This window comes from Mycobacterium sp. NGS67, assembly GCF_059812185.1.
This window is the reverse complement of sequence record NZ_JCALCF010000034.1, coordinates 1-26,522: the sequence shown is the minus strand read 5'-3', so window position 1 is coordinate 26,522 and position 26,522 is coordinate 1. Positions and strand designations below refer to the sequence as shown.

Genomic DNA, 26,522 nt, shown 5'->3' with positions numbered 1-26,522 from the left:
TCCTTTTCTCGACGGTTCATTCTTGCGATTCGAGGGTCATCGCGATTAACGCATCGGGACTGAGCGAGTCGATGACCTCTTCGCCGACATCGGGTGCTGTGCTGGCCTTTTCCGGTTGTCCGGCCAGTAGTAGCAGCCTTTCGAGCAATCCGGTTCGGCGCAGCTCGGCGATGGGAATGTTGCGCAAAAGCCTCCAAATGCTTTCTTCCTCGGATTGCCCTTCGCCGTGGCCCGATAATTGTTCGACCAGGTGCCCGGCAAGGGCGGACGGGGTGGGATAGTCGAAAATCAGCGTGCGGGCTAGCGCCAATCCCGCCAGGCGAGGCTCGGATTTGAGGCGATCGCGCAGTTCCACACCGGTCATCGAGGTGAACCCGAGATCCTGGAAGGCACGCTCGGCATCCACGCGCCGGCCGTCGGCGTGGCCCAGCACGACGGCCGCGTGGAAGCACACCAAATCCACCAGCACACGACGCCGCTCCGCGGCATCCAAGTCCCGCAACCGCTCCGTGCCGGGGGCGTGCGTAGTTTCTGCGGCACCGGCTTCCAGCCAAAAGCTTTGCCGTGCAAACGCATAGGTTGGCAGGTCCACCCGGCGGGCGCCGAGGCCGTCGAACACGGGAGCCCAATCCACGTCCATCCCGGCGACGAACAGTCGGCCTACACCGGTGAGCACGGCGTCGACTTCGGGGCGGTCCTCGACCAGCGTCACCACCGAGACGTCCTGGTCCGCGGTCAGTCCGGCGCCCGGACCCACCTCGACGAAGACTTCGGCACCCAGACCCAGCGCCGTCTGCACACCATCGGCAAACCGGACCGGCTCCCGCACGTGCTGGACCCAGTACTGGACCGACCCGTATCCAACACCGCCGAGGTGACCGGAAACGTTGGAAATCAACGGAATTCGCGCGTGGTGCGCCGACACACCGGCGAGCAGTTGCGCGAAGCCGTCCAGCATGGGTTCCATCAGCGCCGAATGGAACGCGTGCGACACCGCTAGTCGGCGCGCCCGCCGTCCACCCCTCGACAGCCGATCAACCACCGCGTTGACTGCGGCCTCCGGCCCGGACAGCACCACCGAGTCCGGCGCATTCACCGCCGCCAGGCTGACCCGATCATCGAGCAGCGGCAACGTCTCGGCCTCTCCTGCGGCCACCGCGACCATCACTCCGTCCCGCGGCAGCCCCGCCATCAACTGCCCCCGCACGGCCACCACCCGCGCCGCATCCGGCAACGTCAACACCCCGGCTTCGTACGCCGCGGCGATTTCCCCGACGGAGTGCCCCAGCACAACGTCAGGTGTCACACCCCAACTCCGTAGCAGCGCGGCCAAGGCCACCTGAACGGCGAACAGAGCGGGCTGCGCGAACTCGGTACTTTCCAGCAGCTTCGCATCGCCGCCCCAGATCACCTGCCGCAACGGCACTCTGAGATGCAGGTCCAACTCGTCGGCCGTCCGGTCGAACGCGTCGGCGAAGATCGGAAACCGTTGATACAACTGGTGACCCATGCCGAGGTATTGCGACCCCTGCCCGGGAAACACGAACACCGTCTTGCCCAACGACCGCGCCCGTCCGGCCACCACTCCTGCACCGCGCGCGCCGGCGGCCAAACCCGTCAGCCCGGCCGTCAGGCCCGCGCGGTCGCCGACCAGCACCGCGCGATGTTCGAAGACGGCGCGGGTGGTCGCCAACGACCAACCCGCGTCGACGATGTCGAGTGTCGTTGCCCGATCGGCCAATCGGCGAGCCTGACCCGTCAACGCCTCGGCCGAGCGGGCGGACAGCACCCACGGCACCGTCACCTCGCCGACGCGCCCACTCACGGCCGTTTTCGCTGCCGGTGCCTGTTCGACGATGACGTGCGCGTTGGTACCGCCCATTCCGAATGACGAGACACCGGCCCGGCGCGGCTGCGCAGCACCCCACGGCGTCATGGTGTCGTTGACTTTCAGACCCAGTTCCTGAAGTGCCATGCCCGGTTTGACGAAGTTGAGACTCGCTGGGATGGCGGCGTTCTCGATCGACAGCACCGTCTTGACCAGGCCCGCCACTCCGGCGGCGGCGCCGGTGTGCCCGATATTCGTCTTGACCGACCCGACCGCGACCGGACGGTGCCGGCGCGCACCGAACACCTCGTGCAGTGCCGTGGCCTCGACCGGATCTCCCACCTGCGTGCCGGTACCGTGCGCCTCGACGTAGTCGACCTGGTCGGGGTTCAGGCCGGCGTCGGCCAGGGCACGACGTATCACCTCGGCCTGCGCCCGGGACGAGGGCACCGTCACCGCCGCGGTGTCGTGGCCCGCGTTGCCGACCGCGCTTCCCGAGATGACCGCGTGGATGCGGTTCCCGTCATCCAGCGCGGCGCGTAACGGCCTCAGCACAATCAGCGCTCCACCTTCACCCCGCACGTAACCGTCCGCACGTTCGTCGAAGGCGTAGGTGTGCCCGGACGCCGAGACGGCCCCGAATTTCGTTTCCAGCATTGCGGTTTCGGGCGCCACGTTGAGGTGAATGCCACCGGCGATGGCCATCTCGGTGGCCCCGCTACGCAGGCTTTCACAGGCCAGATGCACTGCGACCAGGGAGGACGACTGGCCGCAGTCGACGGTGAAGCTGGGACCATGCAGACCGTAGAAATACGAGAGCCGGTTGGCGATCATCCCCCGACCGAGCCCGGCGAAGGCATGGTGATCGACGTCGCCGGCGGCGTCGCGCATCATCAGCAACGCATAGTCGTCGTTCATCGCGCCGAGATAGACGCCGAGCGGTGTGCCCCGCAGCTTTTGCGGCACGACGAACGCATCTTCGAACACCTCCCAGGCCAACTCCAGGGCCAGCCGTTGCCGCGGGTCCATCGCGGCCGCTTCGCGGGGGGACACGTTGAAGAAGTCCGCGTCGAATTCGGCGACGTTCTCGAGGGGTTCGGTGACTTCACGTCCGTCACAGATCAGTTGCCAGAAATCGCGCGTACTGGCCGCTGCCGGGAAGCGGCAGGCCATCCCGATGACCGCAATGTCCGTCGGGCGCATCAGGGGCCCAGTTCGTCATCGAGGATGGCGAACAGCTCGCTGTCGGTGGCGCTGCCGATGTCCTCGCCGCGAACAGTGTTCTGCCCGTTGGTGTGCGGCGCGGTCAGGTCGGCGATCAGTGCCTGCAGCCGGGCACTGGCGTGCGTCTTTTCTTCCTCGGTCCAGTCCGGCTGCTGGATGAGTGCGTCGAGTTCGCGGGTGATGTCGTTGAATCGGCCTAACAGGTGGGGTTGCTCGGCGACGGGTGGCGCACTGGTGGCCAGTCGGTCGGCGAGATGTTCGGCCAGCGCGGCCGGCGTCGGATAGTCGAAGATCAGCGTCGGCGAAAGTGTCAGTCCGGTGGCGGTTTTGAGCCGGTTGCGCAGTTCGACCGCGGTCAGCGAGTCGAATCCGAGTTCCTGGAACGCCTTTTGCGCGTCGATGTCGATGGTGCTGTTGTGGCCCAATACGGTTGCGGCGTTGTCGGCGATGAATTCGGTGAGTTCACGCTGCCGCTGCTCGGGCGACAAGGTGTGCAGCCGCGCGACGAGGCCGGTGGCCGCGGCCGCATTGTCGGTGGCGTCTACGACGCGGCGGGTCCGGCGGGTGACCAGATCTCGCCACAGCGGCGGCAGTTCGGTCTCGGCGGTCACCGCGGTGCTGCTCAACCGCGCCGCGACGACGAGCGCCTGATCGGTGAGCAGCGCGGCGTCGAGTAATTGCAGCGCCTGCTCGGTGGTCAGCGGTGACAGCCCGACCCGCCTCATCCGTTCCAGGTCTCGATCGCCGAGGTGACGGGTCATCGCGCTGGTCTGCTCCCACAGTCCCCAGGCGATCGACAAGCCCGGAAGTCCTTGTTGGCGCCGCTGACTGGCCAGCCCGTCGAGGTAGGCGTTGGCGGCTGCGTAGTTTCCCTGACCCGGGCTCCCCACGATCCCAGCCAGGGACGAGAACATCACGAAGGCAGCCAAATTCGCGTCGCGCGTCAGCTCATGCAGGTTCCGGGCCCCGTCGACCTTGACCCGTAACACCGCGTCGATACGGTCGGCGGTCAGGGAGGTGACGACCGTGTCGTCGAGTACTCCCGCAGCGTGGAAAACGCCCTTGAGGGGCCATTTCTCGGGTATCTGCGCCAGGAGTGCGGCCACCGCGTCGCGGTCGGAGACATCGCATCGGGCGACCGTCACCCGCGCTCCGGTCCGGTCGAGCTCGGACACCAACTCGCCCACTCCATCCGCGTCCACCCCGGAGCGACTGAGCAACATCAGGTGAGCAACGCCGTAGCGCTCGGCCAGATGCCTGGCGACCGCCGCCCCCGCCATGCCGGTGCCGCCGGTAATCAGAACGGTGCCACCCGTGAGCGGCGACTGCGCTCCTACTGGCCCGTCCGGCGCGGATGGCAGGCTCAGCACCACCTTGCCGATGTGGCGGGCCTGGCTGACGAACCGGTACGCCTGCCGGGCGCTGCGAACGTCGAAAACCCGGACCGGCAACGGCTTCAGGGCACCGGACCTCAGCATGGCCAGCACCTCGGTAAGCATGGCGGCGATGCGATTCGGGCCGGCGTCCATCAGGTCGAACGCCTGGTAGGTGATGCCTGGGTATTTCTCGGCGACGGCCTCGGGGGTGCGTCGGTCGGTCTTGCCCATCTCGACGAACCGCCCGGCGGGGGCCATCAGCCGCAGCGACGCATCGGTGAATTCGCCGGCCAGGGAGTTGAGCACCACGTCGATCCCGGCGCCGTCGGTGACCTCGGTGAACTGTGTTTCGAAGTCCAGGGTGCGGGAGTCGGCGATGTGTTCGTCGTCAAAACCCATCGCCCGCAACGTGTCCCATTTACCGCGGCTGGCGGTGGCGAAGACCTCACAACCCCAGTGTTGCGCCAGCTGGACCGCCGCCATGCCCACCCCGCCGGTGGCGGCATGCACCAGCACCCGTTCGCCGCTTTTCAGCCCGGCGAGCAGCGACAGTCCGTACATGGCCGTCATGAACACCACCGGAACGCTTGCGGCCCTGTCCAACGACCAGTCGGGAGGTACCGCGGTCACCATGCGCTGGTCCACGACCGCTTCGGAAGCGACCACACCCAACAGGCCCATGACCTGGTCGCCCGGCGAGAACCCGGTCACCCCGGGTCCCACCTCGACGACCACCCCGGCACCCTCGGCGCCGAGCTCTCCGCCACCGGGGTACATGCCCAACGCCACCAGCACATCCCGGAAGTTCACGCCCACCGCGGCCACGGCGATGCGCAGCTGCCCGGGCCTCAACTCCACTTGCTCGGTGGGACGGGCGGTCACGTCGTCCAGTGTGTCCGCGGTACCGACAGCCAACCGCCACAACCCATTTGGCAGCTCCAGCACGGATGATGACCCGACCCGCGCCAGCCGGGCCCCGTACACCGCACCCGACCGCACGGCCAGTTGCGGCTCCGCGCAACGCACCGCGTCTGCGACCGCCACCGAGTCGTCGGTATCGACCAGCACCACTCGGCCCGGATGCTCGGCCTGCGCCGCTCGCACCAGCCCCCAGACCGCCGCACCGGCCAGATCCGACACGGCCTCAGTCGGCAGTCCCACCGCGCCACGGGTGAGCACAGCGAGGAGACCAGACCCGTCGCTACGCAGATGCGCCTGCAACACCTCCAGCGCCCGATGAGTGGCCGTGGGCACGGTGTCCGAATCCAGCTCCCAGATCGTCAGATCACTGTCGGCATCGACGACGTCGCGCTCCAGCGGTGTCCATGCGACGTCCAACAATTCAGCACCGGCGGGCAGGCCCGCCGAGATCGCCGCCGACAATGCCTGCGCGGAAATCGGGCGCACGATCAGTTCCCGCACCGACAACACCGGCAACCCCGAAGAATCCGCCATTTCCACCGAAACCGATCCCGCACCGGTCGGCGCTATCCGGACCCGCAGCCGGGAGGCCCCGGCGCCGTGTAACGCCACGCCCTGCCAGGAGAACGGCAACGCCAATTGCTGGTCACCGTCGACCACCCCCCAGGCGTGTAATGCCGCGTCCAGCATCGCCGGATGGAGCGCGAAGCCGCCCAGGCTCAGACCCCTGGGAGCGACCACCTCGGCGAACGCCTCCCGCCCGCGCCGCCATACCTTGCGCAGACCCTGGAATGTCGGACCGTAGCCGTAGCCCCGTTCGGTCAGCCGCTCGTACACGTCGGATATGTCCACCGCCGTGGCCCCGACCGGCGGCCACGCCGAGAGGTCCGCTCCCCCGCCAACGCCACCCGGACCCAGCACGCCCTCGGCATGCAACAGCCATGAATCGGATTCGGCCGCAACCGAGTACACCGACACATTCCGGCGCCCGGCGTCGTCGACGGCGCCGACGACCACCTGGATCCGCACCCCTCCGGGAGGTAATCCCAAGGGGGCCAACAACGTCAGCTCCTCGATCACCTGCGCACCGACCTCGTCGCCGGCCCGCAGCACCAGTTCGACGAATCCCGCGCCCGGGAACAACGTCATACCGCTCACCACGTGATCGGCCAGCCAGCGCTGCACGCCTGGCGACAACGAACCCGTCAGCACCACTCCGCCATCGTCGGGCCGGGCCACCGCCGCACCAAGCAGAGGATGCCCGAGCCCGGCCAGTCCCACCGCGCTCAGACCGGCGGCGCCGACCCCGAGGTCGGAAAGCCAAAAGTGCTGCCGGACAAAGCCGTACGTCGGCAACTCGACGCGCTGTGGTTCCAGGCCCGCAAACGTCTCGGACCAGTTCACTCCGACGCCCTCGATGAACAACCGGCCCAACGCGGTGAACAACGACGAGACTTCCGGACGGTCTTTGACCAGCACGGGGACCGAAACCGCGTGCTCACCCAGGCACTGTTCGACCAGACCGGTCAGTCCGCCACTGGGACCCGCCTCGACGAAGATCTCGGCTCCCAGAGACCGCGCCAGTTGCACACTGTCGGCAAAACGAACCGGTTTTCGCACGTGCTCCACCCAGTACGAGGCCGAGCCATACCCGGTGTCGGCGAGGCGCCCGGTGACGTTCGACACCAACCCGATCCGCGGCGCAGTCACGCCGACATCGGCCAGCAGCGCGGAGAACTCCGCGATCATGGGCTCCATCGACGACGAGTGAAACGCGTGGGAGACCGCCAGCCGGTGCGTCCGCCGGCCGGGCAGCCGCTCGACCACCGCGGCGACCGCCGCCCGCTCACCTGAAAGCACCACGGAGTCAGGCGCATTGACCGCGGCGATGCTGACACCGTCGCCGAGCAGCGGCGCGGCTTCGTCCTCGCCGACGGCCACGGCCACCATCGACCCGCCGGCCGGCAATTCAGCCATCAGCCGACCCCGGGCCACCACCAGGCGGGCCGCGTCCGGCAGCGTCAGCACACCGGCCACCTGCGCGGCGGCGATCTCTCCTACCGAATGGCCCAGCACCAGGTCGGGGACCACCCCCCACGACTGCAACAGGGCCGCCAACGCGACCTCGACGGCGAACAAGGCCGGCTGCGCGAACTCGGTGCTTTCCAGCAACGCCGCATCCGTTCCCCAAATCACCTGCCGCAGCGGCACTCTGAGGTGGATGTCCAGTGCCCGGGCAACTTCGTCAAATTGCTTGGCGAACAACGGGAATCGCTCGTGCAGCGCACGGCCCATGTCCAGATACTGGGCACCCTGACCGGGAAACATGAACACCGTCTTGCCCACCGTGTGCGCGCGGCCCACCGCGACACCAGCGGCCGGCTCGCCGGCCGCGACCCGTCCTAGTCGGTCCATCAGCTCGGCGCGATCGGCGCCGACCACCACGGCGCGATGCTCGAAGACCGCTCGGGTGCTGGCCAACGACCAGCCGACATCCAGCGCTCGCACATCGGCGTCGGCGCCGGCGTGTGCCAGCAGGCGCCGCGCCTGGTTGGCCAGGGTGTCGGCGGAACGCGCCGACAACACCCACGGAACTGCTCCGCTGAACTGTTGTGCGACCGGGCTTTCGGCGGTCGCTGGTTCTTCGAGGATCACGTGCGCGTTGGTGCCGCTGATGCCGAACGACGAGACACCGGCCCGGCGCGGCCGTCCCGGCGACGGCCAGGGCCTGGTGTCGGTGAGCAGCGACACCGCACCAGCCGACCAATCCACGTGCGGCGTCGGCATATCCACGTGCAACGTCTTGGGCATCACCTGGTGCTGCATGGCCAGCACCATCTTGATCAACCCCGCCACACCCGCGGCCGCCGAGGTGTGGCCGATGTTGGATTTGATCGAGCCCAGCCAGAGCGGTTCGGCGCGGTCCTGCCCGTAGGTCGCCAAAATCGCCTGCGCCTCAATGGGATCGCCCAATCTGGTGCCCGTCCCGTGCCCTTCGACGATGTCCACGTCCGCCGTGCCGAGACCCGCGCTGGCCAGCGCCGACCGGATCACGCGCTGCTGCGCCGGACCGTTCGGCGCGGTCAGACCGTTGGACGCGCCGTCTTGGTTGACGGCCGAACCCCGCACCACCGCCAGCACCGGGCGGCCCGAGCGCTGCGCGTCGGCCAACCGCTCAACGACGAGCACGCCGGCACCTTCCGACCAGGACGTGCCGTCGGCTGCGCCCGCGTACGCCTTGCACCGGCCATCGGCGGCCAAAGCCCGCTGCCGGCTGAACTCGACGAACGCCGCCGGCGTGGCCATCACCGTCACGCCCCCCACCAACGCCAGATCGCACTCCCCCGAACGCAGTGACTGGACCGCCAGATGCAGCGCCACCAAGGACGAGGAACATGCGGTGTCCACCGACACCGCCGGCCCCTCGAGGCCCAGCACATAGGCGACCCGTCCCGACGTCACGCTCAACGTCGACCCGGTCAGTCCGTAGCCTTCCAGGTCCCCCTTGACTTCGCCGCCGTAACCGGCGTGGATCACCCCGGCGAATACGCCTGTCGAGGTGCCGCGCAGGGTGGTCGGATCAATCCCGCTGCGTTCCAACGCTTCCCAGGACAACTCCAGCATCACCCGCTGCTGTGGGTCCATCGCGAGCGCCTCGTTGGGTCCGATCCCGAAGAAGCCGGCGTCGAAGTCGCCCGCATTTTGCAGGAAGCTACCGCGGCGGGTGTAGGTCTTACCGGGCTGGTCCGGATCCGGGTCGTACATGCCGTCGATATCCCAGCCGCGGTCAATGGGGAAGTCGGAGACGCCGTCGCGACCGGCCATCAGCATGTCCCACAACGCTTCCGGCGAATCGACGCCACCGGAATACCGGCACGCCATGCCCACCACGGCAACCGGCTCGTTCAGCTTGCCTTCGAGTTCGGACAACCGTCGCCGGGTTCGCCGCAGATCCGCGGTGAGCCGCTTCAGGTAATCGACGTGCTTGGCGGTGCCCTCCGTACCCTGATCCATGCTCTAGGACCCGAGTTCTTCGTCGAGGATGGCGAACAGTTCGTCATCGCTGGCGGCGGCCAGGTCGTCGTCGGTGGTCAAGTTGGCCAGGATGGCCTGCAGTCGGTGGGACAGCTGGCTTCTTTCCTGCGGGGTCCAGTCCGCCCGGTCCACCAGAGCGTCCAGTTCACGGGTGATGTCGTGGAAGCGCGCCAGTGGGTCGGCCTGTTCAGTCGGGGTCGCCAGCCGGACGCCGAGGTGCTCGGCCAGGGCGCTGGGACTCGGATAGTCGAAGATCAGGGTGGGCGAAAGTGTAAGTCCGGTAGCAGTTTTGAGCCGGTTGCGCAATTCGACGGCGGTGAGCGAGTCGAACCCCAGTTCCTGAAATGCGCGCTGAGCGTTGATGTCAGCGGTACTCGAACGACCCAGGACGGTGGCGGCATTGCTGCACACCACGTCGACCAGTTCGCGATAGCGCTGCTCAGCGTCGAGGCGACGTAGTCGCGTAGCCAAGCCTGTTGCCGGAGAATCGGTTTGGCCGGTATCGACGACCCGTCGAATGGGGCGGCGCATCAGTTCTTGCAGCAGCGGCGGGGCATCATCGGCCAGTGCGGCGGCATCGAGGCGAGTGGCGGCCACCACTCCCGGGTCTGCGGCGATCGCGGCATCGAACAAGGCGAGCGCCTGCCGCGTGGACAGCGTCGCCAATCCCACCCGGCCCATCCGGGCCTTGTCGCGATCGTCGAGATGCCGCGTCATCGCGCTGGCCTGCTCCCACAGTCCCCACGCCAGGGACAGGCCAGGCAATCCCTGAGTGCGCCGGTGTGCCACCAACGCGTCGAGGAAGCTGTTGGCCGCCGCGTAATTGCCCTGGCCGGGGGTGCCCAGCAAGCCGGCCATCGAGGAAAACACCACGAAGACAGCCGGTTCGAGATCACGGGTCAAGGTGTGCAGGTTCCATGCTCCGTCGACTTTGGCGCGCAGCACCGCGTCCACCCGCTCCGGCGTCAGCGATGCGATCAACCCGTCATCGAGGATTCCGGCGGCATGGATGACTGCCCGGAGTGGAAACTCCTCGGGTATCTGTTCCAGCAGCGCGGCAACGGCGTCGCGATCGGCCACGTCAGCGGCGACCACCGACACCCGCGCCGCGCCCGCCTCCAGCTCGCGCACCAACTCCGAAGAGCCTTGCGCGCCGGAGCGGCTGACGAGCAGCACGTGCGGGACCCGGTAGTGGGACACCAAGTGTCGGGCCAGCGCAGCACCGGCCATCCCGGTACCGCCGGTGATCAGGACGGTGCCGGCCGAGATCGCGGCGGCGATGGTGCCCGGAAGAGTCAACACCACCTTGCCGGTATGGCGGGCCTGGCTGACGTACCGATACGCCTGCCGCGTAGAGCGCACGTCGAAGGTCTTGACCGGCAACGGCGCCAGGCTGCCGGTCCGGAACAAGCCGGTCAGTTCGCTGAGCATCTGTGCGGTGTGATCGGGTCCCGCCTCGATCAAGTCGAATGCCCGGTACCGGATTCCGTGCCCGGTGAGTGCGTTCGCGTCGCGAAGGTCGGTCTTGCCCATCTCGATGAATCGTCCGCCCGGCGCCAACAGTCGCAGCGAGGCGTCGACGAATTCACCGGTCAGGGAGTTCAGCACCAGATCGACGCCGGCGCCGCCTGCGGTGACCCGGAACTTGTGCTCGAAGTCCAGACTTCGGGAATCGCCGATGTGATCGTCGTCAAAACCCATCGCGCGCAGCGTGTCCCATTTGCCGCGGCTCGCGGTGGCGAACACCTCCAGCCCCCAATGCCGGGCCAGCTGCACCGCCGCCATGCCGACACCTCCGGTGGCGGCGTGTATCAACACCCGCTCGCCGACTCGGGCTGCACCCAACACCTTCAGTCCGTACCAGGCGGTCAGGAACACCACGGGCACACCCGCGGCCGACTCCAGCGACCAGCCCGCCGGCACCGCTGTGACCAGGCGTCGGTCGACCACCGCTTCGGGTCCGACCACTCCCAACAGTCCCATCACGGCGTCGCCGACGGCGACATCGGAAACCCCCGGCCCCACTTCGAGGACGACCCCGGCGCCCTCGACGCCCAACTCGCCGCCGCCCGGGTACATCCCCAACGCCACCAACACATCTCGGAAGTTCACCCCTACCGCGGCCACCGCGACGCGCAGCTGCCCGGCGGCGAGGGCGGATCGCGCACAGGAACCTACCTGGACGCCCTCCAGCGTCCCCGAACCGTCGGTGACCAGACGCCATCCGTCATCGGCCTCGGGCAGTGTGAGTCTCGGACTCAGGGGCTTCAGCCGGGCCCGATAGGCCACCCCACTCCGCACGATCAGTTGCGTCTCCCCGCAACCGATTACCTTGCCGACATCGACGGATCCGTCGGAATCAAGGAGCAGCACCCGGCCCGGGTGTTCGGCCTGGGCCGAACGCACCAATCCCCACACCGCCGCGCCGGGCAGATCCGAGACGGCCTCGTCGTCCAACGCCACCGCGCCGCGCGTCAGCACGACCAGCAACCCTGGCTCGTCACCGGCCAACCAGTTCTGCAGCCTCGCGAGGGCCGCGTGAGTGGCGGCATAAACCGCCGACGGGTCGTCGGCGTCCCCAGATGGCGGCTGCCACACCGTGATCGGAGTGTCGCCGCCGTCGGCGAGCGCGACCGGCGACCAAGCGACCTCGAACAGTCCGGCGTCGTCACGCACAACCGACGACTGCGCGGAGACGGGACGGAAAGTGAGGCTGCGCACGGTCAGTACGGGCAACCCGGTCGGGTCGGCCAGCTCCACCCGGACCGCGTGGGTGCCGGCGGGGCTGATCCGGACCCGCAACCGGGTGGCGCCCGCGGCATGTAGCGACACACCCTGCCAGGCGAACGGCAACACCGTGTCGGTCTGCGGACCGCAAACACCCAAAGCGTGTAGCGCGCCGTCCAGCAGCGCAGGGTGCATACCGAAACCCGTTGCGGTCAGACCGGCGTCTTCGGCCAGCACGACTTCGGCATAGAGGTCGCCGCCGGACTGCCACACCGCCTGCAGGCCCTGAAACGCCGGCCCATAGTCGTATCCCCGCGCGGCCAGCCGAGCGTAGGCGTCGGCCAACTCGATCGGCTCGGCGTTCGGCGGCGGCCACGACGACATGTGGGTCTGCGGACTCAGCTCACCTCCGCTCAGCATCCCTTGGGCATGCAGAACCCATCCCGAATCCGGTTGAGCGGCGGCGGAATAGATCGAGATCGTACGTCGATCAGACTCGTCTGAGGCACCGACCACCAGCTGTATCCGCACCGCCGCGTCGTCAGGCAACGGCAGCGGGGTCGACAGGGTCAGCTCGTCGAGCACCGGGAGTCCGACTTGATCTCCGGCCCGGATGGCGAGTTCGACGAATCCGGCGCCCGGAAACAGCACGGTGCCGTTGACCGCGTGGTCGGTGAGCCAGGGCTGCGCGGCCGCGGACAATTGGCCCGTCAACACCACGCCGCCGGAGTCGGGCCGCTCCACGACCGCGCCGAGCAGCGCGTGCTCGGCGCCCTGCAGCCCGTCCCGGCGTATATCCCGCGCCGTCGACTCGGCAAGCCAAAACCGCCGCCGCGCAAAGCCGTACGTCGGCAACGCCACTTGCTCGGCGCCGCGGAACGCAGGCCGCCAATCCACGGTCACGCCGGCCACGTGGGCCTGGGCCGCCGAAAGCCAGAACCGTCGCAGCCCGCCGTCGTCGCGACCCAAAGTGGGTACGATTACCGGTTGGGAAGCGGGATTGCGCACGGCCAGCGTGTCTTCGACGGCCGCGGTCAGCACCGGGTGGGGGCTGGATTCAATGAACACCTGGTAGCCCATTTCCGATGCCGCGCTCACCGCGCTTTCGAATTGCACTGTGCGCCGCAGGCTTTCGTACCAGTAGTCCGGGGTGAGTTCGGCGGTGTCGATGACGTGCCCGGTCAGCGTGGAGAAGAACGTCACGGAGGACGATTGCGGCTCGATACCTGTGAGCGCCTCGAGGAGCGGGGTGCGGATCGCATCGATGTGGGCGCAGTGGGAGGCGTAGTCGACGTCGATCCGGCGGGCGCGCAGGCCGTCGGCGTCACATTGCCGCACCAATTCGGCGACGGCGTCCACTTCGCCGGACACGGCCACCGCCGAAACACCGTTCACGGCAGCGATACTCAAGCGCCCGCCCCACGGCGCCACCAGCCTCTCGGCTTCGGACGGTCCGACGGCCAGCGAAGCCATGCCGCCCGCCCCGGACAGCTGGGTCAGCAGCCGACTGCGTCGCGCCACCACACGCGCCGCCTCCTGCAACGACAGCGCCCCGGCCACGCAAGCAGCCGCGATCTCACCCTGCGAATGTCCGATCACCGCATCGGGTGTGACGCCCATCGAACGCCACAACTCAGCCAAGGACACCATCACCGCCCACAGCGCCGGCTGTACCACGTCCACCCGGTCCAGACGCGGGGCGTCGGGGGCGCAACGGAGAACGTCGATCACCGACCAGTCGACATGTGCGCGCAGCGCCTCGTCACAACGCTGCATCTGCTCGGCGAAAACCGGTGCACTACCCAGCAATTCGGCGCCCATGCCAGCCCACTGTGAGCCTTGCCCGGGGAACACGAACACCGTCTTGCCCATCATCGTGCGTGCCCGGCCGACCACCGTGCCGGAACCCTGTTCGCCGGCAGCCAATCCCGCGAGTTCGGCCAGCAACTGCTGACGATCGGTGCCCACCAGGACCGCGCGATGTTCAAACATTGCCCGTGTGCCAACCAGCGACAAGCCGACATCGGGCGCACTCAGGGCGTCGTCGGCGCTGACCCAGGCCGACAACCGTCGCACCTGGTTGCGCAGCGCGGCGGGCGAGCGTGCCGACACCACCCACGGCGCTGCACCGTCAACCCCTTCGCGCACAGCCCTTTCGACCGCAGGCGCCTCCTGCAGAATCACGTGCGCGTTGGTCCCGCTGATCCCGAACGACGACACCGCAGCACGACGTGGCCGTCCAGAGCGTGGCCACGCCTGTGCCTCGGTCAACAGCGACACCGCACCGGCAGACCAATCCACCTGCGGCGTGGGCGCATCCACATGCAACGTCTTGGGCATGACGCCGTGCCGCATCGCCAACGTCATCTTCATCACCCCGGCCACGCCGGCCGCGGCCGACGTGTGCCCCATGTTGGACTTGATCGAGCCGAGCCGCAGGGGCTCGGTGCGCCCCTGACCGTATGTCGCCAGGATCGCCTGTGCCTCAATGGGATCTCCCAGGGTAGTTCCCGTCCCGTGCCCTTCGACCACGTCGACGTCGGCGGCGCCCAGCCGCGCGCTCGCCAATGCCGCGCGGATCACCCGCTGCTGGGACGGACCGTTGGGGGTTGCCAGGCCATTGGACGCTCCGTCCTGGTTGACCGCCGAACCCCGCACCAGCGCCAGGACCTGATGACCCAACCGCTGCGCATCTGCCAACCGTTCCACGACCAGCGCACCGGCACCCTCGGCGAAAGCCGTGCCGTCAGCGGCGGCGGCGTACGCCTTGCACCGGCCGTCAACCGAAAGTGCCCGCTGCCGGCTGAATTCGACGAACATCGCGGGCGTGGCCATCACCGTCACCCCACCCACCAGGGCCAGGTCGCACTCCCGCGACCGCAGCGACTGCACGGCCAGGTGCAGCGCCACCAGCGACGAAGAACACGCGGTGTCGGTCGACACTGCGGGCCCTTCCAGACCCAGCACATACGCCACCCGGCCCGACGCCACGCTCAACGTCGAACCACGTAACCCGTAGCGTTCCAGGTCGCCGGGCACCCGGCCCTGGCCGCCGTAGGAACCATGGAAGATGCCGACGAACACGCCGGTCGGCGAGCCCCGCAACGTGAGCGGGTCGATTCCGGCTCGCTCCAACGCTTCCCAGGACACCTCCAACAGCAGCCGCTGCTGTGGATCCATCGCGAGCACCTCGCTGGGCGCGATCCCGAAGAACTCGGCGTCGAATCCGGCGACGTCGCCGAGGAACCCCCCGGCACGGGTGTAGGACTTACCGACCGCGTCGGGATCAGGATCGAACAGCGCCGCGCTGTCCCAGCCGCGATCCGTCGGAAACTCCGAGACCACGTCGCGGCCGTCGGCCACCATCTGCCACAGCGCCTCGGGCGAATCCACCCCGCCGGGATACCGGCAACCCATGCCCACCAACGCAATTGGTTCAGTGCTTTGCGCCAGATAGTCGCGGTTTTCCCGCTTGAGGCGCTCGTTTTCTTTGAGAGATCTCCGCAGGGCCTGGATGAGCTCGTCTTGGGTGCTGGTCATGCCACACGAAAAGTATTCAGTGCCAGCGCAACAGCACCAGTTCGGAACAGAACCCGGGCCCCATCGCGATCATCAGGCCCGGACTTCCGCTGGGCGGCGGTTTGGCGATGGTGTCACGCAGCACATGCAATACCGACGCCGACGACAGGTTGCCGATCTCCCCCAGCGAGCGCCAGGTCAATTCCAGCGCTTCCGTTGGCAGATCAAGGGTCTCGGTGATCGCCTCGATGATCTTGGGTCCACCCGGGTGGGTCACCCACGCACCGACATCGGCGACGTTCAGGCCATGCTCGCCCAGGAACGCGGTGACGTCGTTGCCCAGATACTGCTTGACGACCGCGGCCAGGTCCTTGGACAAGACCAACTCGAACCCGGCCGAGCCGACGTCGTAACCCATGGTGCGCAACGAGTCGGGATAGAGATGGCTGCGCGAGTCGAGGATGGACGGGCCGGCCGCCGCCAGCTGTTCGGCGCGGCGATCCCCGACGCCGACCACCGCTGCCGCGCCGTCAGCAAACAGTGCGCTACCTACCAGTCCGGCTACCGACGGCTTGTACCCGGGGAAGGTCAGCGAGCACAGTTCGACCGCGACCAATGCTGCGACGCCGTCGGGAGCGCCCCGCAGGTAGTCGTGCAACCGGGCCACCCCCGCCGCGCCGGCCACACAACCCAGCCCGAACAGCGGCACGCGGCGCACGTCGGGACGCAGCCCGACCCGACCGGCGATCCGGGCGTCCAGCGAAGGCACGGCGAGTCCGGTCACCGTGGTCGTGATGAGCACGTCGAGATCCTCGGGCGCCAGCCCCGCCTCGTCGAGCGCACCCATCAGCGCCTCGACGCCCAGATCCACGGCCTTCTCGATGAAAATCCCGTTGGCCTCGCCGAAGTCGTTGAGTTTCGGGTACTTCTCCAGCGGGAGCACGAGGTGGCGGCTGTTCACTTTCGCGCTGGCGTGCAATTGCCGGACGATGTCTTCATAACCCTCGAAATCGGGAATGTTGACAAAGGTGTCGGTCAGTTCGTGCTGCGAGTAGCGATACGGTGGCAAGGCGCCGAAGACACCTGCGATGACGCTCATTGGTCCCACCCCTTTGATACGAACATCAAGGCCACATTGTTCACCAAGATCGGTCAATCGGATCGCGCAAAGGTCAAAGTTTAGTCCGCCCTAATCCGACCGGCAAAGAAGCAGGACGACACTCAGCGCTGCAGCTGCCCCCGCAGCCGGTCGGCCGCCGAGCGCAACGCGGTGAGTTGCTGGGCAACCTGGTTAGGCGCGGTGCCGCCCCGGCGATCACGTGACATGACCGAACCCTCGATGGTCAGCACGTCGCGGACCTGCGGCGTCAAGTCGGTGCTGATCGCGGCCAGCTCGTCGTCGGTGAGCTCTTGCAGCCCGACCCCGCGCTGTTCGGCGGTACGCACCGCCGCGCCGGCCGCCTCGTGCGCAGACCGGAACGGAACACCTTGTCGCACAAGCCATTCAGCGATATCTGTGGCGAGTGTGTAACCGGCCGGCGCTAGTGCGGCCATCCGCTCGACATGGAAGGTCAGGCTGCCCACCAGCCCGGCCATCGCCGGCAGCAGCAACTCCAGCTGCAGCACCGAGTCGAACACCGGCTCCTTGTCCTCCTGCAGGTCACGGTTGTAGGCCAATGGCTGGGCTTTGAGCGTGGCCAGCAGCCCGGCCAGGTTGCCGATCAGCCGCCCGGACTTGCCCCGGGCCAGTTCGGCGATGTCGGGGTTCTTTTTCTGGGGCATGATCGAACTGCCGGTGGACCACGAGTCGTGCAAGCTGACGTAGCCGAACTCCGTCGAACTCCACAAGATGATGTCTTCGGCCAGCCGGGACAGATCGACGGCGATCATCGCGAAGACAAACGCCGCCTCGGCCGCGAAGTCCCGGGCCGCGGTGGCGTCGACCGAGTTGTCGGCGGCGGCGGTGAAGCCAAGGTCGGCGGCGATCGCGTCGGGATCCAGGCCCAGGGACGAGCCGGCCAGCGCGCCCGAGCCGTAGGGCGAGATCGCCGCCCGCTTGTCGAAGTCCACGATGCGGTCCACATCGCGCAGCAACGGCTGCGCGTGGGCGAGCAGATGATGCGCCAGCAGGATCGGCTGGGCCGACTGCAGGTGCGTCTTGCCCGGCATGATGTCCGTCGGGTGGGCGGCGGCCTGGTCTGCCAGCGCGGCGACGACGTCGAGCACGCCGTCAGCGACCCGCCGTACCGCGTCGCGCAGCCACATCCGGAACAGCGTCGCCACCTGGTCGTTACGCGACCGCCCGGCCCGCAAGCGGCCACCGAGATCCGCCCCGACGCGGTCGATGAGTCCGCGTTCCAGCGCCGCGTGCACGTCCTCGTCGGAGACCAGTGGACCGAAGCTGCCGTCGGCGACGTCCTCGGCCAGGCTGTCCAGTCCCGCCAGCAAGCCATCGCGCTGTTCTTCGGTGAGCAGGCCGGCCCGGTAGAGCACCACGGTGTGGGCGCGCGAAGCGATGATGTCGTACGGTGCCAGCACCCAGTCGAAATGCGTCGATTTGCTCAGCGCGGCCAACGCGTCGGAGGGCCCGCCGGCGAACCGCCCGCCCCACAACGACCCCTCGTTGGTGCTCACTTTTTTGTGCCGAGCAGACGCAAAAGCCCCTTTGCGCCCGGCGTGTCGGGGGCTTTTGCGTCTGCTCGCCAGACGACGGTCACCGCAGATCCCGGCGGGCGGACAGCTTCGACGACAACCCGTGCACGTAGACGAAGCCCTTCGACATGGACTGGTCGAAGGTGTCGCCCTCGTCGTAGGTGGCCAGGTTGAAGTCGTAGAGCGACTCCGCACTGCGCCGCCCGTTGACGGCGATGTGACCGCCGTGCAGGACCAGCCGAATCTCGCCGGTGACGTGCTCCTGGGTCTTGGCGACGAAGCTCTCCAATGCGATCTTCAGCGGCGAGTACCACAGGCCGTCGTATACCAGTTCGGCCCAGCGCTGGTCGGTCTGACGCTTGAACCGGCCCAACTCGCGCTCGAGGGTGACATGCTCGAGTTCGGCGTGCGCGGTGATCAGCACCATCGCGCCGGGTGCCTCATAGATCTCGCGACTCTTGATGCCCACCAACCGGTCTTCGACGACATCGAGGCGCCCGACGCCCTGTGCGCCGGCGCGCCGGTTCAGTTCCTCGATGGCCTGCAAGACAGACGTCGACTTGCCGTCGATGGATACCGGCACGCCCTGTTCGAAGCCGACGATCACCTCGTCGGGGGTGTTCCAGTTGACGGTCGGGTCTTCGGTGTAGTCGTAGACGTCTTTGGTAGGCGCATTCCAAAGGTGTTCGAGGAAGCCGGTTTCCACCGCGCGGCCCCACACGTTCTGGTCGATCGAGAACGGCGAGCGTTTGGTGACGTTGATCGGGATGGCGTTCTCCTCGGCGAACGCGATGGCCTTCTCGCGGGTCCAGGCGTAATCGCGGACCGGGGCCAGTACCTCGAGATCGGGTGCCAGCGAAGCGAATCCGACTTCGAATCGAACTTGGTCATTGCCCTTGCCGGTGCAGCCGTGCGCGACGATGCCGCCGCCGTGCTCGCGTGCCGCGGCGACGAGATGCTTGACGATCAACGGCCGGCTGATGGCCGACACCAGCGGATAGCGGTCCATGTAGAGCGCGTTGTTGAGGATGGTGGGCAGGCAGTAGCCGTCCGCGAACTCGTCACGGGCGTCGACGACGACGGCTTCGACGGCGCCGCAGTCCAGTGCCCGCTGGCGGACGACCTCCATGTCCTCGCCGCCCTGGCCGAGGTCGATCGCTACGGCGACGACCTCGCGGCCGGTCTCCTTGCCGATCCAGCTGATGGCCACCGAGGTGTCCAGGCCGCCGGAATAGGCCAGGATGACGCGCTCTGACATGAACCAATCTCCTTTATCTGAGGTTCTCGATAGCGGTGGCCAGATCGGCGCCGGTCATCGGCTCACGAGCTGCCACGAACACGGTGTCATCACCGGCGATGGTGCCGACCACGTACGGTAACGCGGCGCGGTCGAGCGCGCTGGCCAGGTAGTGGGCGCCCCCGGGCGGGGTGCGCAACACCGCGAGGTTGGCGCTGGCGTCGGTGGACACCAGCAGCTCGGCGAGCAGCCTGGAAAGCCGTCCGGTACCGCCGGCGACCCCGCGTACCGGGCTGCCGTCCTCGGGGACGACGTAGACGCCGACACCGCCGTCGGCGCCGCGCAGCTTGACCGCGCCCAGTTCCTCGAGATCCCGGGACAGGGTGGCCTGGGTGACCTCGATTCCTTCCGCCGCCAGCAGGGCCGCGAGTTGGCTTTGACTGTGCACCTCCCGGGTGGACAGCATCGCCACGATGCGAGCCTGCCGTCCGGCGCGATTGGCGCTGATCTCCGGTGACGCTTTGATGTTTCCGTTCGTCATCGTGACCGCTCCAACAGCCAGACCAGCAGCGCCTTCTGCGCGTGCAGTCGATTCTCGGCCTCGTCCCACACCGCGCTGGCCGGCCCGTCCATCACTTCATCGGTGATCTCGTCGCCGCGGTGCGCCGGAAGGCAATGCAGCACAATGGCTTCGGGGTGCGCAAGGTCGAGCAGACGCTGGTTGATCTGGAACGGCCGGAACGGCTTGACGCGATCCAGGCCGTCGTCTTCCTGTCCCATCGACGTCCAGGTATCGGTCACCAGGACGTCGGCGCCGTCGGCGCCTGAGTCCGGGTCATCGGTCACGGTCAGCTCGGCGCCGGTCTCCCGGGCGCGGCGGTCGGTGGCGGCGACTACGCCGGAATCGGGTGTAAACCCTTCCGGTGCAGCGATGGTGACGTGCATGCCGGCGGTCACCGCACCGAGCATCAGCGAGTGAGCCATGTTGTTGCTGCCGTCGCCGAGGTAGGTCAACTTCAAGCCGTGGAGGCTTCCTTTGCGCTCGGCGATCGTCTGCAGGTCGGCCAGCACCTGACAGGGATGGAACTCGTCGGACAGCGCGTTGACGACGGGCACGGTGGCAGCCGAGGCCATGGCGACGAGGCGCTCTTGCCCGAAGGTCCGCCACACGATGGCATCGACGAAGCGGGACAGCACCCGTGCGGTGTCCTCCAAGGACTCGTCGCGACCCAGTTGGGTGCTGCGTCCGTCGACGACCACGGCATGGCCGCCGAGTTGCGCGATGCCCATCTCGAAGGAGAACCGGGTCCGGGTGGAGTTCTTGTCGAAGATGACCGCGACTCCGCGGGGCCCCTCGAGGGGACGACGGGCGAACGGGTCCTTCTTCAGCTCAGCGGCAAGTTGGAGGACCTCGGCCTGTTCCGCAGCGCTCAGGTCGTCATCACGCAGGAAATGTCTTGTCACGTCTGTGTTCCCGCCGCGTCGAGGATGCGCGGCAGCGCGGCGACGAAGCCGTCCAGCTGCTGCTCGGTGATGATCAGCGGCGGCGCCAGCCGAATAACGTTGGGTGCGGCCGCGTTCACCAGGTAGCCGGCACTTCGGGCGGCCGCCTCGGCGTCTTTGGCGCTCGCGACGGTCAGCACGATCCCCAGCAGCAACCCCCTACCGCGCACGTGGTCGATCAACGGGTGGCCCAGTGATTCGATGCCGTGCCGCAGGGCCTTGCCTTTGACATCGGCACCACGCACCAAGTCGTCGGCGGCCAGCACCTTGAGCACCGCCATCGCGGCCGCGGTGCAGACAGGGTTGCCGCCGAAGGTGCTGCCGTGCAATCCGGGAGTCAGCAGATCTGCGGCCCGCCCTATCGCGATGCACGCCCCGATCGGCAGCCCACCTCCGAGGCCCTTTGCCAATGTCACCACGTCGGGAGTGATGCCGTCGTGCTGATGGGCGTAAAACGTTCCCGTGCGGCCCATCCCGGTCTGCACCTCGTCGAGCACCAGCAAGGCGCCGTGCCGGGTGGTGATCTCACGCGCGGCCGTCAGGTAGCCCCCGGGGGGGACGACGACACCGCTCTCCCCCATGATCGGTTCGAGAAACACTGCGGCCGTGTCGTTGTCGACCGCGGCGGCCAACGCATCGGCGTCGCCGTATGGGATGTGTGTCACGTTGCCCGGCAGCGGTTGGAATGGCGCCTGCTTGGCGGGCTGTCCGGTGAGGGCCAGGGAACCCATCGTGCGGCCGTGAAACGCCTCCTGTGCCGCAACGAGTTTCGTGCGACCGGTCAGGCGGGTCAACTTGAACGCCACCTCGTTGGCTTCGGTCCCGGAGTTGCAGAAGAACACACGCGCTTGGGCTTCGGCGCCGAGCAGGGCGATCAGTTGCTCGGCCAGCGCGATACCGGGTTCGTTGGCATAGAGGTTGGAGGTGTGCCCCAATGTCGACATCTGTTGTGTGACAGCATCGATGACGGCGGGGTGGCGGTGCCCGAGCACGTTGACGGCGATGCCGCCGAGCAGGTCGACGTAAGTCTTGCCGTCCACGTCGGTGAGCACGGCGCCGTCACCACTAGCCAGCGCCATCGGCGGTGTGCCGTAGTTGTTCATCATGACGGCCTGCCAACGCTGCTGCACCGCTTCGGTTTGCGTCATGCCGACACCACCTTGGTGCCGGTTCCCGCATTCGTGAACAACTCCACCAACACACAGTGCTCGACGCGTCCGTCGATGACGTGTGCGCTGGGCACACCGGCGGTGACGGCCCGCAGGCACGCTTCCACTTTGGGGATCATGCCCGCCTCCAGACGGGGTAACAGTTGGGCCAAGGTGGCCGTGTCGATCTCGCTGACCAACGAAGTTCGGTCCGGCCAGCTGGTGAACAGACCTTCGACATCGGTGAGCATGAGCAGCTTTTCGGCTCCCAGCGCTTCGGCCAGCGCCGCGGCCGCCGTGTCAGCATTGATATTGTGCACCACGCCATCGACGTCAGGCGCCAGCGTCGAGACCACCGGAATCCGCCGTGCGGCAATGAGATCCAACACTGCGGCGGTGTTCACCAGCTCGACGTCACCGACCAGACCGATGTCTGTATCCACGCCATCGACGGTGACGCTGCGACGCACGGCTGTGAACAGCTGAGCATCTTCACCGGTGATGCCGACCGCGTACGGTCCATGCGCATTGATCAGATTGACCAGTTCCCGGCCTACCTGCCCGAACAACACCATGCGGGCCACGTCGAGCACTTCCGGTGTGGTGACACGGAATCCACCCTTGAAATCACCGTCGATACCCAGCCGACGCAGCATGGCGCTGATCTGCGGCCCTCCGCCGTGCACAACCACCGGATGGATGCCACAGTTGCGCAGGAATGCCATGTCGGAGGCAAACGCCCGCCGCAGTGATTCGTCGAGCATGGCGTGGCCACCGTATTTGACGACGACGATCTTGCCGTGCAACTGCTTGAGCCAGGGCAGCGCTTCGGCCAAAACCTGCGCCTTGACCTGGGTTGACAGCGATTCGGTGGTCTCCGTCATGAGCTGTAGGCCGAATTCTCTTCGACATATCCGTGCGACAGGTCCGTGGTCCGGATGGTGGCGGTGCCGTCGCCGACAGCGAGATCCACCACGATGTCGATATCGCTGCCGGTCAGATCGACGTCGCGCGCGCCCGGGGTGCCGACGCCGTCGCGGTAGACGACGAAACCGTTGAAGGACACTGTGATCCGATCGGGTTCCAGGTAGACCGGGGCCAATCCAACGGCGGCCAGGACCCGTCCCCAGTTCGGGTCGGAACCGAACAATGCGGTCTTGACCAGGCTGTCGCGAGCGATCACCCGCGCTGCGGTCACCGCATCGTCTTCTGTGCGAGCGCTTTTCACGGTCACGTGGACCCGCTTGGTGACACCCTCGGCGTCCGCCTGCAGCTGAGCGCACAGGTCGTCACAGACCCGCAACACCGCGTCTTCGAGATCCTCTGCCGCCGGGGCGATTTCACTGGCTCCCGACGAGAGCAGGAGCACGGTGTCGTTGGTCGAGCAGGTTCCGTCGACGTCGAGCCGGTCGAATGTGCGGATGGTGGCGCGTCGCAGCGCTTGCCCGAGGGTGTGGGCGTCGGCCACGGCGTCGGTGGTGATCACGCACAGCATGGTGGCCAGGGACGGCGCCAGCATGCCGGCACCCTTTGCCATCCCGCCGACGGTCCAGTTGTCTTTGTGGTGCAGTGCAACCTGTTTGGGCACGGTATCGGTGGTCATGATGGCGTGCGCGGCATCGTCGCCGCCGGTAAGTCCACCGTGCATCTCGTGCACCACGTCGCGGACGCCGGCCAGTACCTTATCCATCGGCAGCCGGTCGCCGATCAACCCGGTGGAGCACACCGCGACCTCTACGGCGCCGGTCTCGGTTCCCCAGTCCGACAACGCAGTTGCCACTGCTTCAGCGGTCGCGTGGGTGTCTTGGAAGCCACCGGGACCGGTACAGGCGTTGGCGCCACCGGAATTGAGGATCACCGCCCGCAGTCGCCCGGTCGTCAGCACCTGTTGTGTCCACAGCACCGGCGCGGCCTTGACTTTGTTGCGGGTGAGCACCCCCGACGCCGCGTAGTCGGGACCCTCGTTGAAGACCAGCGCCAGGTCGGGCGCACCGGATGCCTTGATGCCGGCCGCGATTCCGGCGGCGCGGAAGCCGGCCGGAGCCGTCACCCCTTGCGCCCGCACCAGCCTCGTGGAGTCGACGGTATCGGTCACGGTGCCACCCCGACGATCGAAAGCCCCTCGCCCTCCGGCCAACCCAGCGCCAGGTTCATCGACTGTACGGCGGCCCCACCGGTGCCTTTGACGAGGTTGTCGATCGCGGCGATCGCCACGAACGTCGCGGCGTCTTCGTCCACCGCGATGGCGATGTGTGCGGCGTTGCTACCGATCACGGACCCGGTGCGGGGCAGCTGCCCGTCAGGCAGCAGATGGACAAAGGGCTCTGCGTCATAGGCCTTCTCATATGCCGTTCGCAGTTGCGAGATCGGCGCTTGGGTGCGTGCGGTGCACGTCGCGAGGATTCCGCGTGAAGTCGGGATGAGCACCGGGGTAAACGACACTGTGACGTTGCGGTCGGTCACCGCCCGCAATCCTTGTGCGATCTCGGGGGTATGCCGGTGGACGCCGCCGACGCTGTAGGCGCGCGCCGATCCGATGACCTCCGCCCCGAGCAGGTCGGCCTTGGCTGTGCGCCCAGCCCCCGAAGTGCCGCTGACAGCGACGATGGTGACTGCGGGCTCGATGAGATCGTCGGCGACCGCAGGCAGGAGGGCCAGCAGTGCTGCCGTCGGATAGCAGCCCGGTACTGCGATACGGCGGGTTCCTTTCAACCGCTCCCGCGCTCCCGGTAGCTCGGGCAGACCGTAAGGCCAGCTCCCGGAATGCGGAGAGCCATAGAACCGCTCCCATGCCTGAGAATCGGTTAGTCGGAAATCCGCACCACAGTCGATGACGAGCGTTTCGGGTCCGAGTTGCTCGGCGAGCGCTCCCGAGTGCCCGTGCGGAAGACCGAGGAAGACGACGTCATGACCGCGCAGGACGGCAACCTCGGTGGGTTCGACGACGCGATGAGCCAACGGAACAAGGTGCGGGTGATGCTCGCCGAGCGTGCTGCCGGCGCTGGACGCTGCCGTCACTGATCCGATGACCAGCCGGCCGTCCGAGTAAGAGGGGTGTCCGAGCAGCAGGCGCAGGACCTCGCCGCCCGCGTATCCGGTGGCTCCGGCAACCGCTACCCGTATCGCGTCGACCATCCGGCGATTGTGCATGTTTATGCAGTCGATCGCAAATTCATTCGTTGTGAGCAGATTTTTCGTTCTGCCACATGCGAGGAGGATCGGCGTTATCGTTGTCAAACCGACACGCCGCGGCGTACTGTCCCATTGTGTCGATTTCGCCCCATTCACATCGGAGCAAATGCTCTCGGGCACAACGGTTTTCGGCCAAAAGGTAGGACTGCGGCGGCGATCGCAGACCCTAAGATTCAGGGCCGGAAACTCTTAGAAATAACTGGTTTAAGCGCCCTCCCCTTTGGGGACCTATTGGGCACGTGTTGTCTCAGCGGCGTTCGGGCGTCGCCGAGTCAAGGCTTGTCTATTTGGGTCATCTGGGGAGATGGACATGTCATTTGTTATCGCTGTACCTGCGTTCGTGGAAGCTGCGGCCGACCAGTTGGCCGGTATCGGGTCTTCACTAGTCGAGGTAAGTTCGTCGGCCGTACTCGCCACGACCGAGCTGGCGCCGGCCGCGGCGGACGAGGTATCGACCGCTATTGCGCGGCTGTTTGGCACCTTCGGTAGCGAATACCAGGCCGTCAACGCTCAAGCGGCGGCGTATCACCAGGAGTTCGTCACTCTACTGACCCGAGGCGCGACGTCCTACGCCGCCGCGGAAGCGCTGAATATTTCGGCGCTGTTCAACCTGAACAACATTGCGGCCAACATCGAGATCGGCCTCAACAACGTCGCCGCTGGTTTCCAAGGGGCCCTGAGCGGATCGCTCGGTGGCTTCGGCGGCTCGATCGGAGGTTCGGGGTCTCTGGGCCTGAACGCCGCCACCGCATTGCGGGCTCTCACGGCTCTTCCCAGCCTCGGTGCGGGACTTGCTCTTGAGACTGGTGGCGCGTTGGCTTCTGGTCTGGGCACTGGACTGGCGCAGACCAGTCAGGCCATCATCGGCGCCGGCGCGGCCTTCCAGGGCCTGGGGGCAAGCCTGTCGGCATCTGGTGCCGCCTTGAGTGGCCAGGCGAATGCAGCGCTGTCCGCACTCGCGAATGCAGCTCTGGGCGCCAACCTCAATCTGAATCTGTCGGCAAACTTCAGCGGCATCCTCCCCAACCTGGCCGAACTTGCGGCGACCGGCGGACGACTCATCGGCAACCTTTCCGCTGTGCTGACCGGTGGACTGCCCGCGCTCAACGCTGCTGTCACGGGCGGCCTGAACGCCCTGGTCGACCTGGCCGGCGACTTCA

At 67.3% G+C, this 26,522-nt stretch carries 13 protein-coding genes; 1 reads left to right on the top strand and 12 read right to left on the bottom strand.

Going from position 1 to position 26,522, the window contains the following annotated elements; translation table 11 throughout:
* Positions 1-16 precede the first annotated feature (16 nt).
* The 12 genes from AC5Y4D_RS23585 to argC form a co-directional block, all read right to left on the bottom strand.
* Positions 17-3,031 (bottom strand): type I polyketide synthase, encoded by a 3,015-nt coding sequence (locus AC5Y4D_RS23585; protein WP_500038356.1) that lies wholly within the window; start codon positions 3,029-3,031, stop codon positions 17-19.
* Positions 3,031-9,363 carry an SDR family NAD(P)-dependent oxidoreductase gene (locus AC5Y4D_RS23580; protein ID WP_500038355.1) on the bottom strand — a complete coding sequence of 2,111 codons (6,333 nt, stop codon included), beginning with the start codon at positions 9,361-9,363 and terminating at the stop codon, positions 3,031-3,033. The genes AC5Y4D_RS23585 and AC5Y4D_RS23580 overlap by 1 nt, the downstream gene beginning before the upstream one ends.
* Before the next feature lie 3 nt (positions 9,364-9,366).
* Positions 9,367-15,651, bottom strand: coding sequence for an SDR family NAD(P)-dependent oxidoreductase (locus AC5Y4D_RS23575; RefSeq protein WP_500038354.1), 6,285 nt, complete (start codon positions 15,649-15,651; stop codon positions 9,367-9,369).
* A 16-nt stretch (positions 15,652-15,667) separates the two neighbouring features.
* Positions 15,668-16,729, bottom strand: a complete 1,062-nt coding sequence (locus AC5Y4D_RS23570; RefSeq protein ID WP_499989946.1) for a type III polyketide synthase — start codon at positions 16,727-16,729, stop codon at positions 15,668-15,670.
* Between the two features lie 122 nt (positions 16,730-16,851).
* Complete coding sequence (gene argH, locus AC5Y4D_RS23565) at positions 16,852-18,264, bottom strand: argininosuccinate lyase (RefSeq protein ID WP_500038353.1); 1,413 nt, start codon at positions 18,262-18,264, stop codon at positions 16,852-16,854.
* A 79-nt stretch (positions 18,265-18,343) separates the two neighbouring features.
* Complete coding sequence (locus tag AC5Y4D_RS23560) at positions 18,344-19,540, bottom strand: argininosuccinate synthase (RefSeq protein WP_499942829.1); 1,197 nt, start codon at positions 19,538-19,540, stop codon at positions 18,344-18,346.
* 13 nt (positions 19,541-19,553) lie between these two features.
* Complete coding sequence (locus AC5Y4D_RS23555) at positions 19,554-20,060, bottom strand: arginine repressor (protein WP_500038352.1); 507 nt, start codon at positions 20,058-20,060, stop codon at positions 19,554-19,556.
* Entirely contained in the window at positions 20,057-20,983 is a 927-nt protein-coding gene (gene argF, locus AC5Y4D_RS23550) for an ornithine carbamoyltransferase (RefSeq protein WP_500038351.1), read from the bottom strand. The genes AC5Y4D_RS23555 and argF overlap by 4 nt, the downstream gene beginning before the upstream one ends.
* Entirely contained in the window at positions 20,980-22,170 is a 1,191-nt protein-coding gene (locus tag AC5Y4D_RS23545) for an acetylornithine transaminase (protein ID WP_500038350.1), read from the bottom strand. The genes argF and AC5Y4D_RS23545 overlap by 4 nt, the downstream gene beginning before the upstream one ends.
* Positions 22,167-23,054 (bottom strand): acetylglutamate kinase, encoded by an 888-nt coding sequence (gene argB, locus AC5Y4D_RS23540; protein WP_499989942.1) that lies wholly within the window; start codon positions 23,052-23,054, stop codon positions 22,167-22,169. Before argB ends, AC5Y4D_RS23545 begins: the two co-directional genes overlap by 4 nt.
* Complete coding sequence (argJ, locus tag AC5Y4D_RS23535; protein WP_500038349.1) at positions 23,051-24,265, bottom strand: bifunctional glutamate N-acetyltransferase/amino-acid acetyltransferase ArgJ; 1,215 nt, start codon at positions 24,263-24,265, stop codon at positions 23,051-23,053. The genes argB and argJ overlap by 4 nt, the downstream gene beginning before the upstream one ends.
* Positions 24,262-25,305, bottom strand: coding sequence for an N-acetyl-gamma-glutamyl-phosphate reductase (gene argC / locus AC5Y4D_RS23530; protein WP_500038348.1), 1,044 nt, complete (start codon positions 25,303-25,305; stop codon positions 24,262-24,264). The genes argJ and argC overlap by 4 nt, the downstream gene beginning before the upstream one ends.
* Positions 25,306-25,723: 418 nt before the next feature.
* On the opposite strand from argC, the gene AC5Y4D_RS23525 reads away from it, so the two are divergent.
* The coding region (locus tag AC5Y4D_RS23525; protein ID WP_500038347.1) for a PE family protein at positions 25,724-26,522 on the top strand (799 nt) is incomplete at its 3' end.

Bases quoted from the DNA above. Each gene is read 5' to 3' on its own strand.
- AC5Y4D_RS23585 (WP_500038356.1), bottom strand. From the start codon at position 3,031: ATGCGCCCGACGGACATTGCGGTCATCGGGATGGCCTGCCGCTTCCCG.
- AC5Y4D_RS23580 (WP_500038355.1), bottom strand. From the start codon at position 9,363: ATGGATCAGGGTACGGAGGGCACCGCCAAGCACGTCGATTACCTGAAG.
- AC5Y4D_RS23575 (WP_500038354.1), bottom strand. From the start codon at position 15,651: ATGACCAGCACCCAAGACGAGCTCATCCAGGCCCTGCGGAGATCTCTC.
- AC5Y4D_RS23570 (WP_499989946.1), bottom strand. From the start codon at position 16,729: ATGAGCGTCATCGCAGGTGTCTTCGGCGCCTTGCCACCGTATCGCTAC.
- AC5Y4D_RS23560 (WP_499942829.1), bottom strand. From the start codon at position 19,540: ATGTCAGAGCGCGTCATCCTGGCCTATTCCGGCGGCCTGGACACCTCG.
- AC5Y4D_RS23555 (WP_500038352.1), bottom strand. From the start codon at position 20,060: ATGACGAACGGAAACATCAAAGCGTCACCGGAGATCAGCGCCAATCGC.
- AC5Y4D_RS23545 (WP_500038350.1), bottom strand. From the start codon at position 22,170: ATGACGCAAACCGAAGCGGTGCAGCAGCGTTGGCAGGCCGTCATGATG.
- argB (WP_499989942.1), bottom strand. From the start codon at position 23,054: ATGACGGAGACCACCGAATCGCTGTCAACCCAGGTCAAGGCGCAGGTT.
- argC (WP_500038348.1), bottom strand. From the start codon at position 25,305: ATGGTCGACGCGATACGGGTAGCGGTTGCCGGAGCCACCGGATACGCG.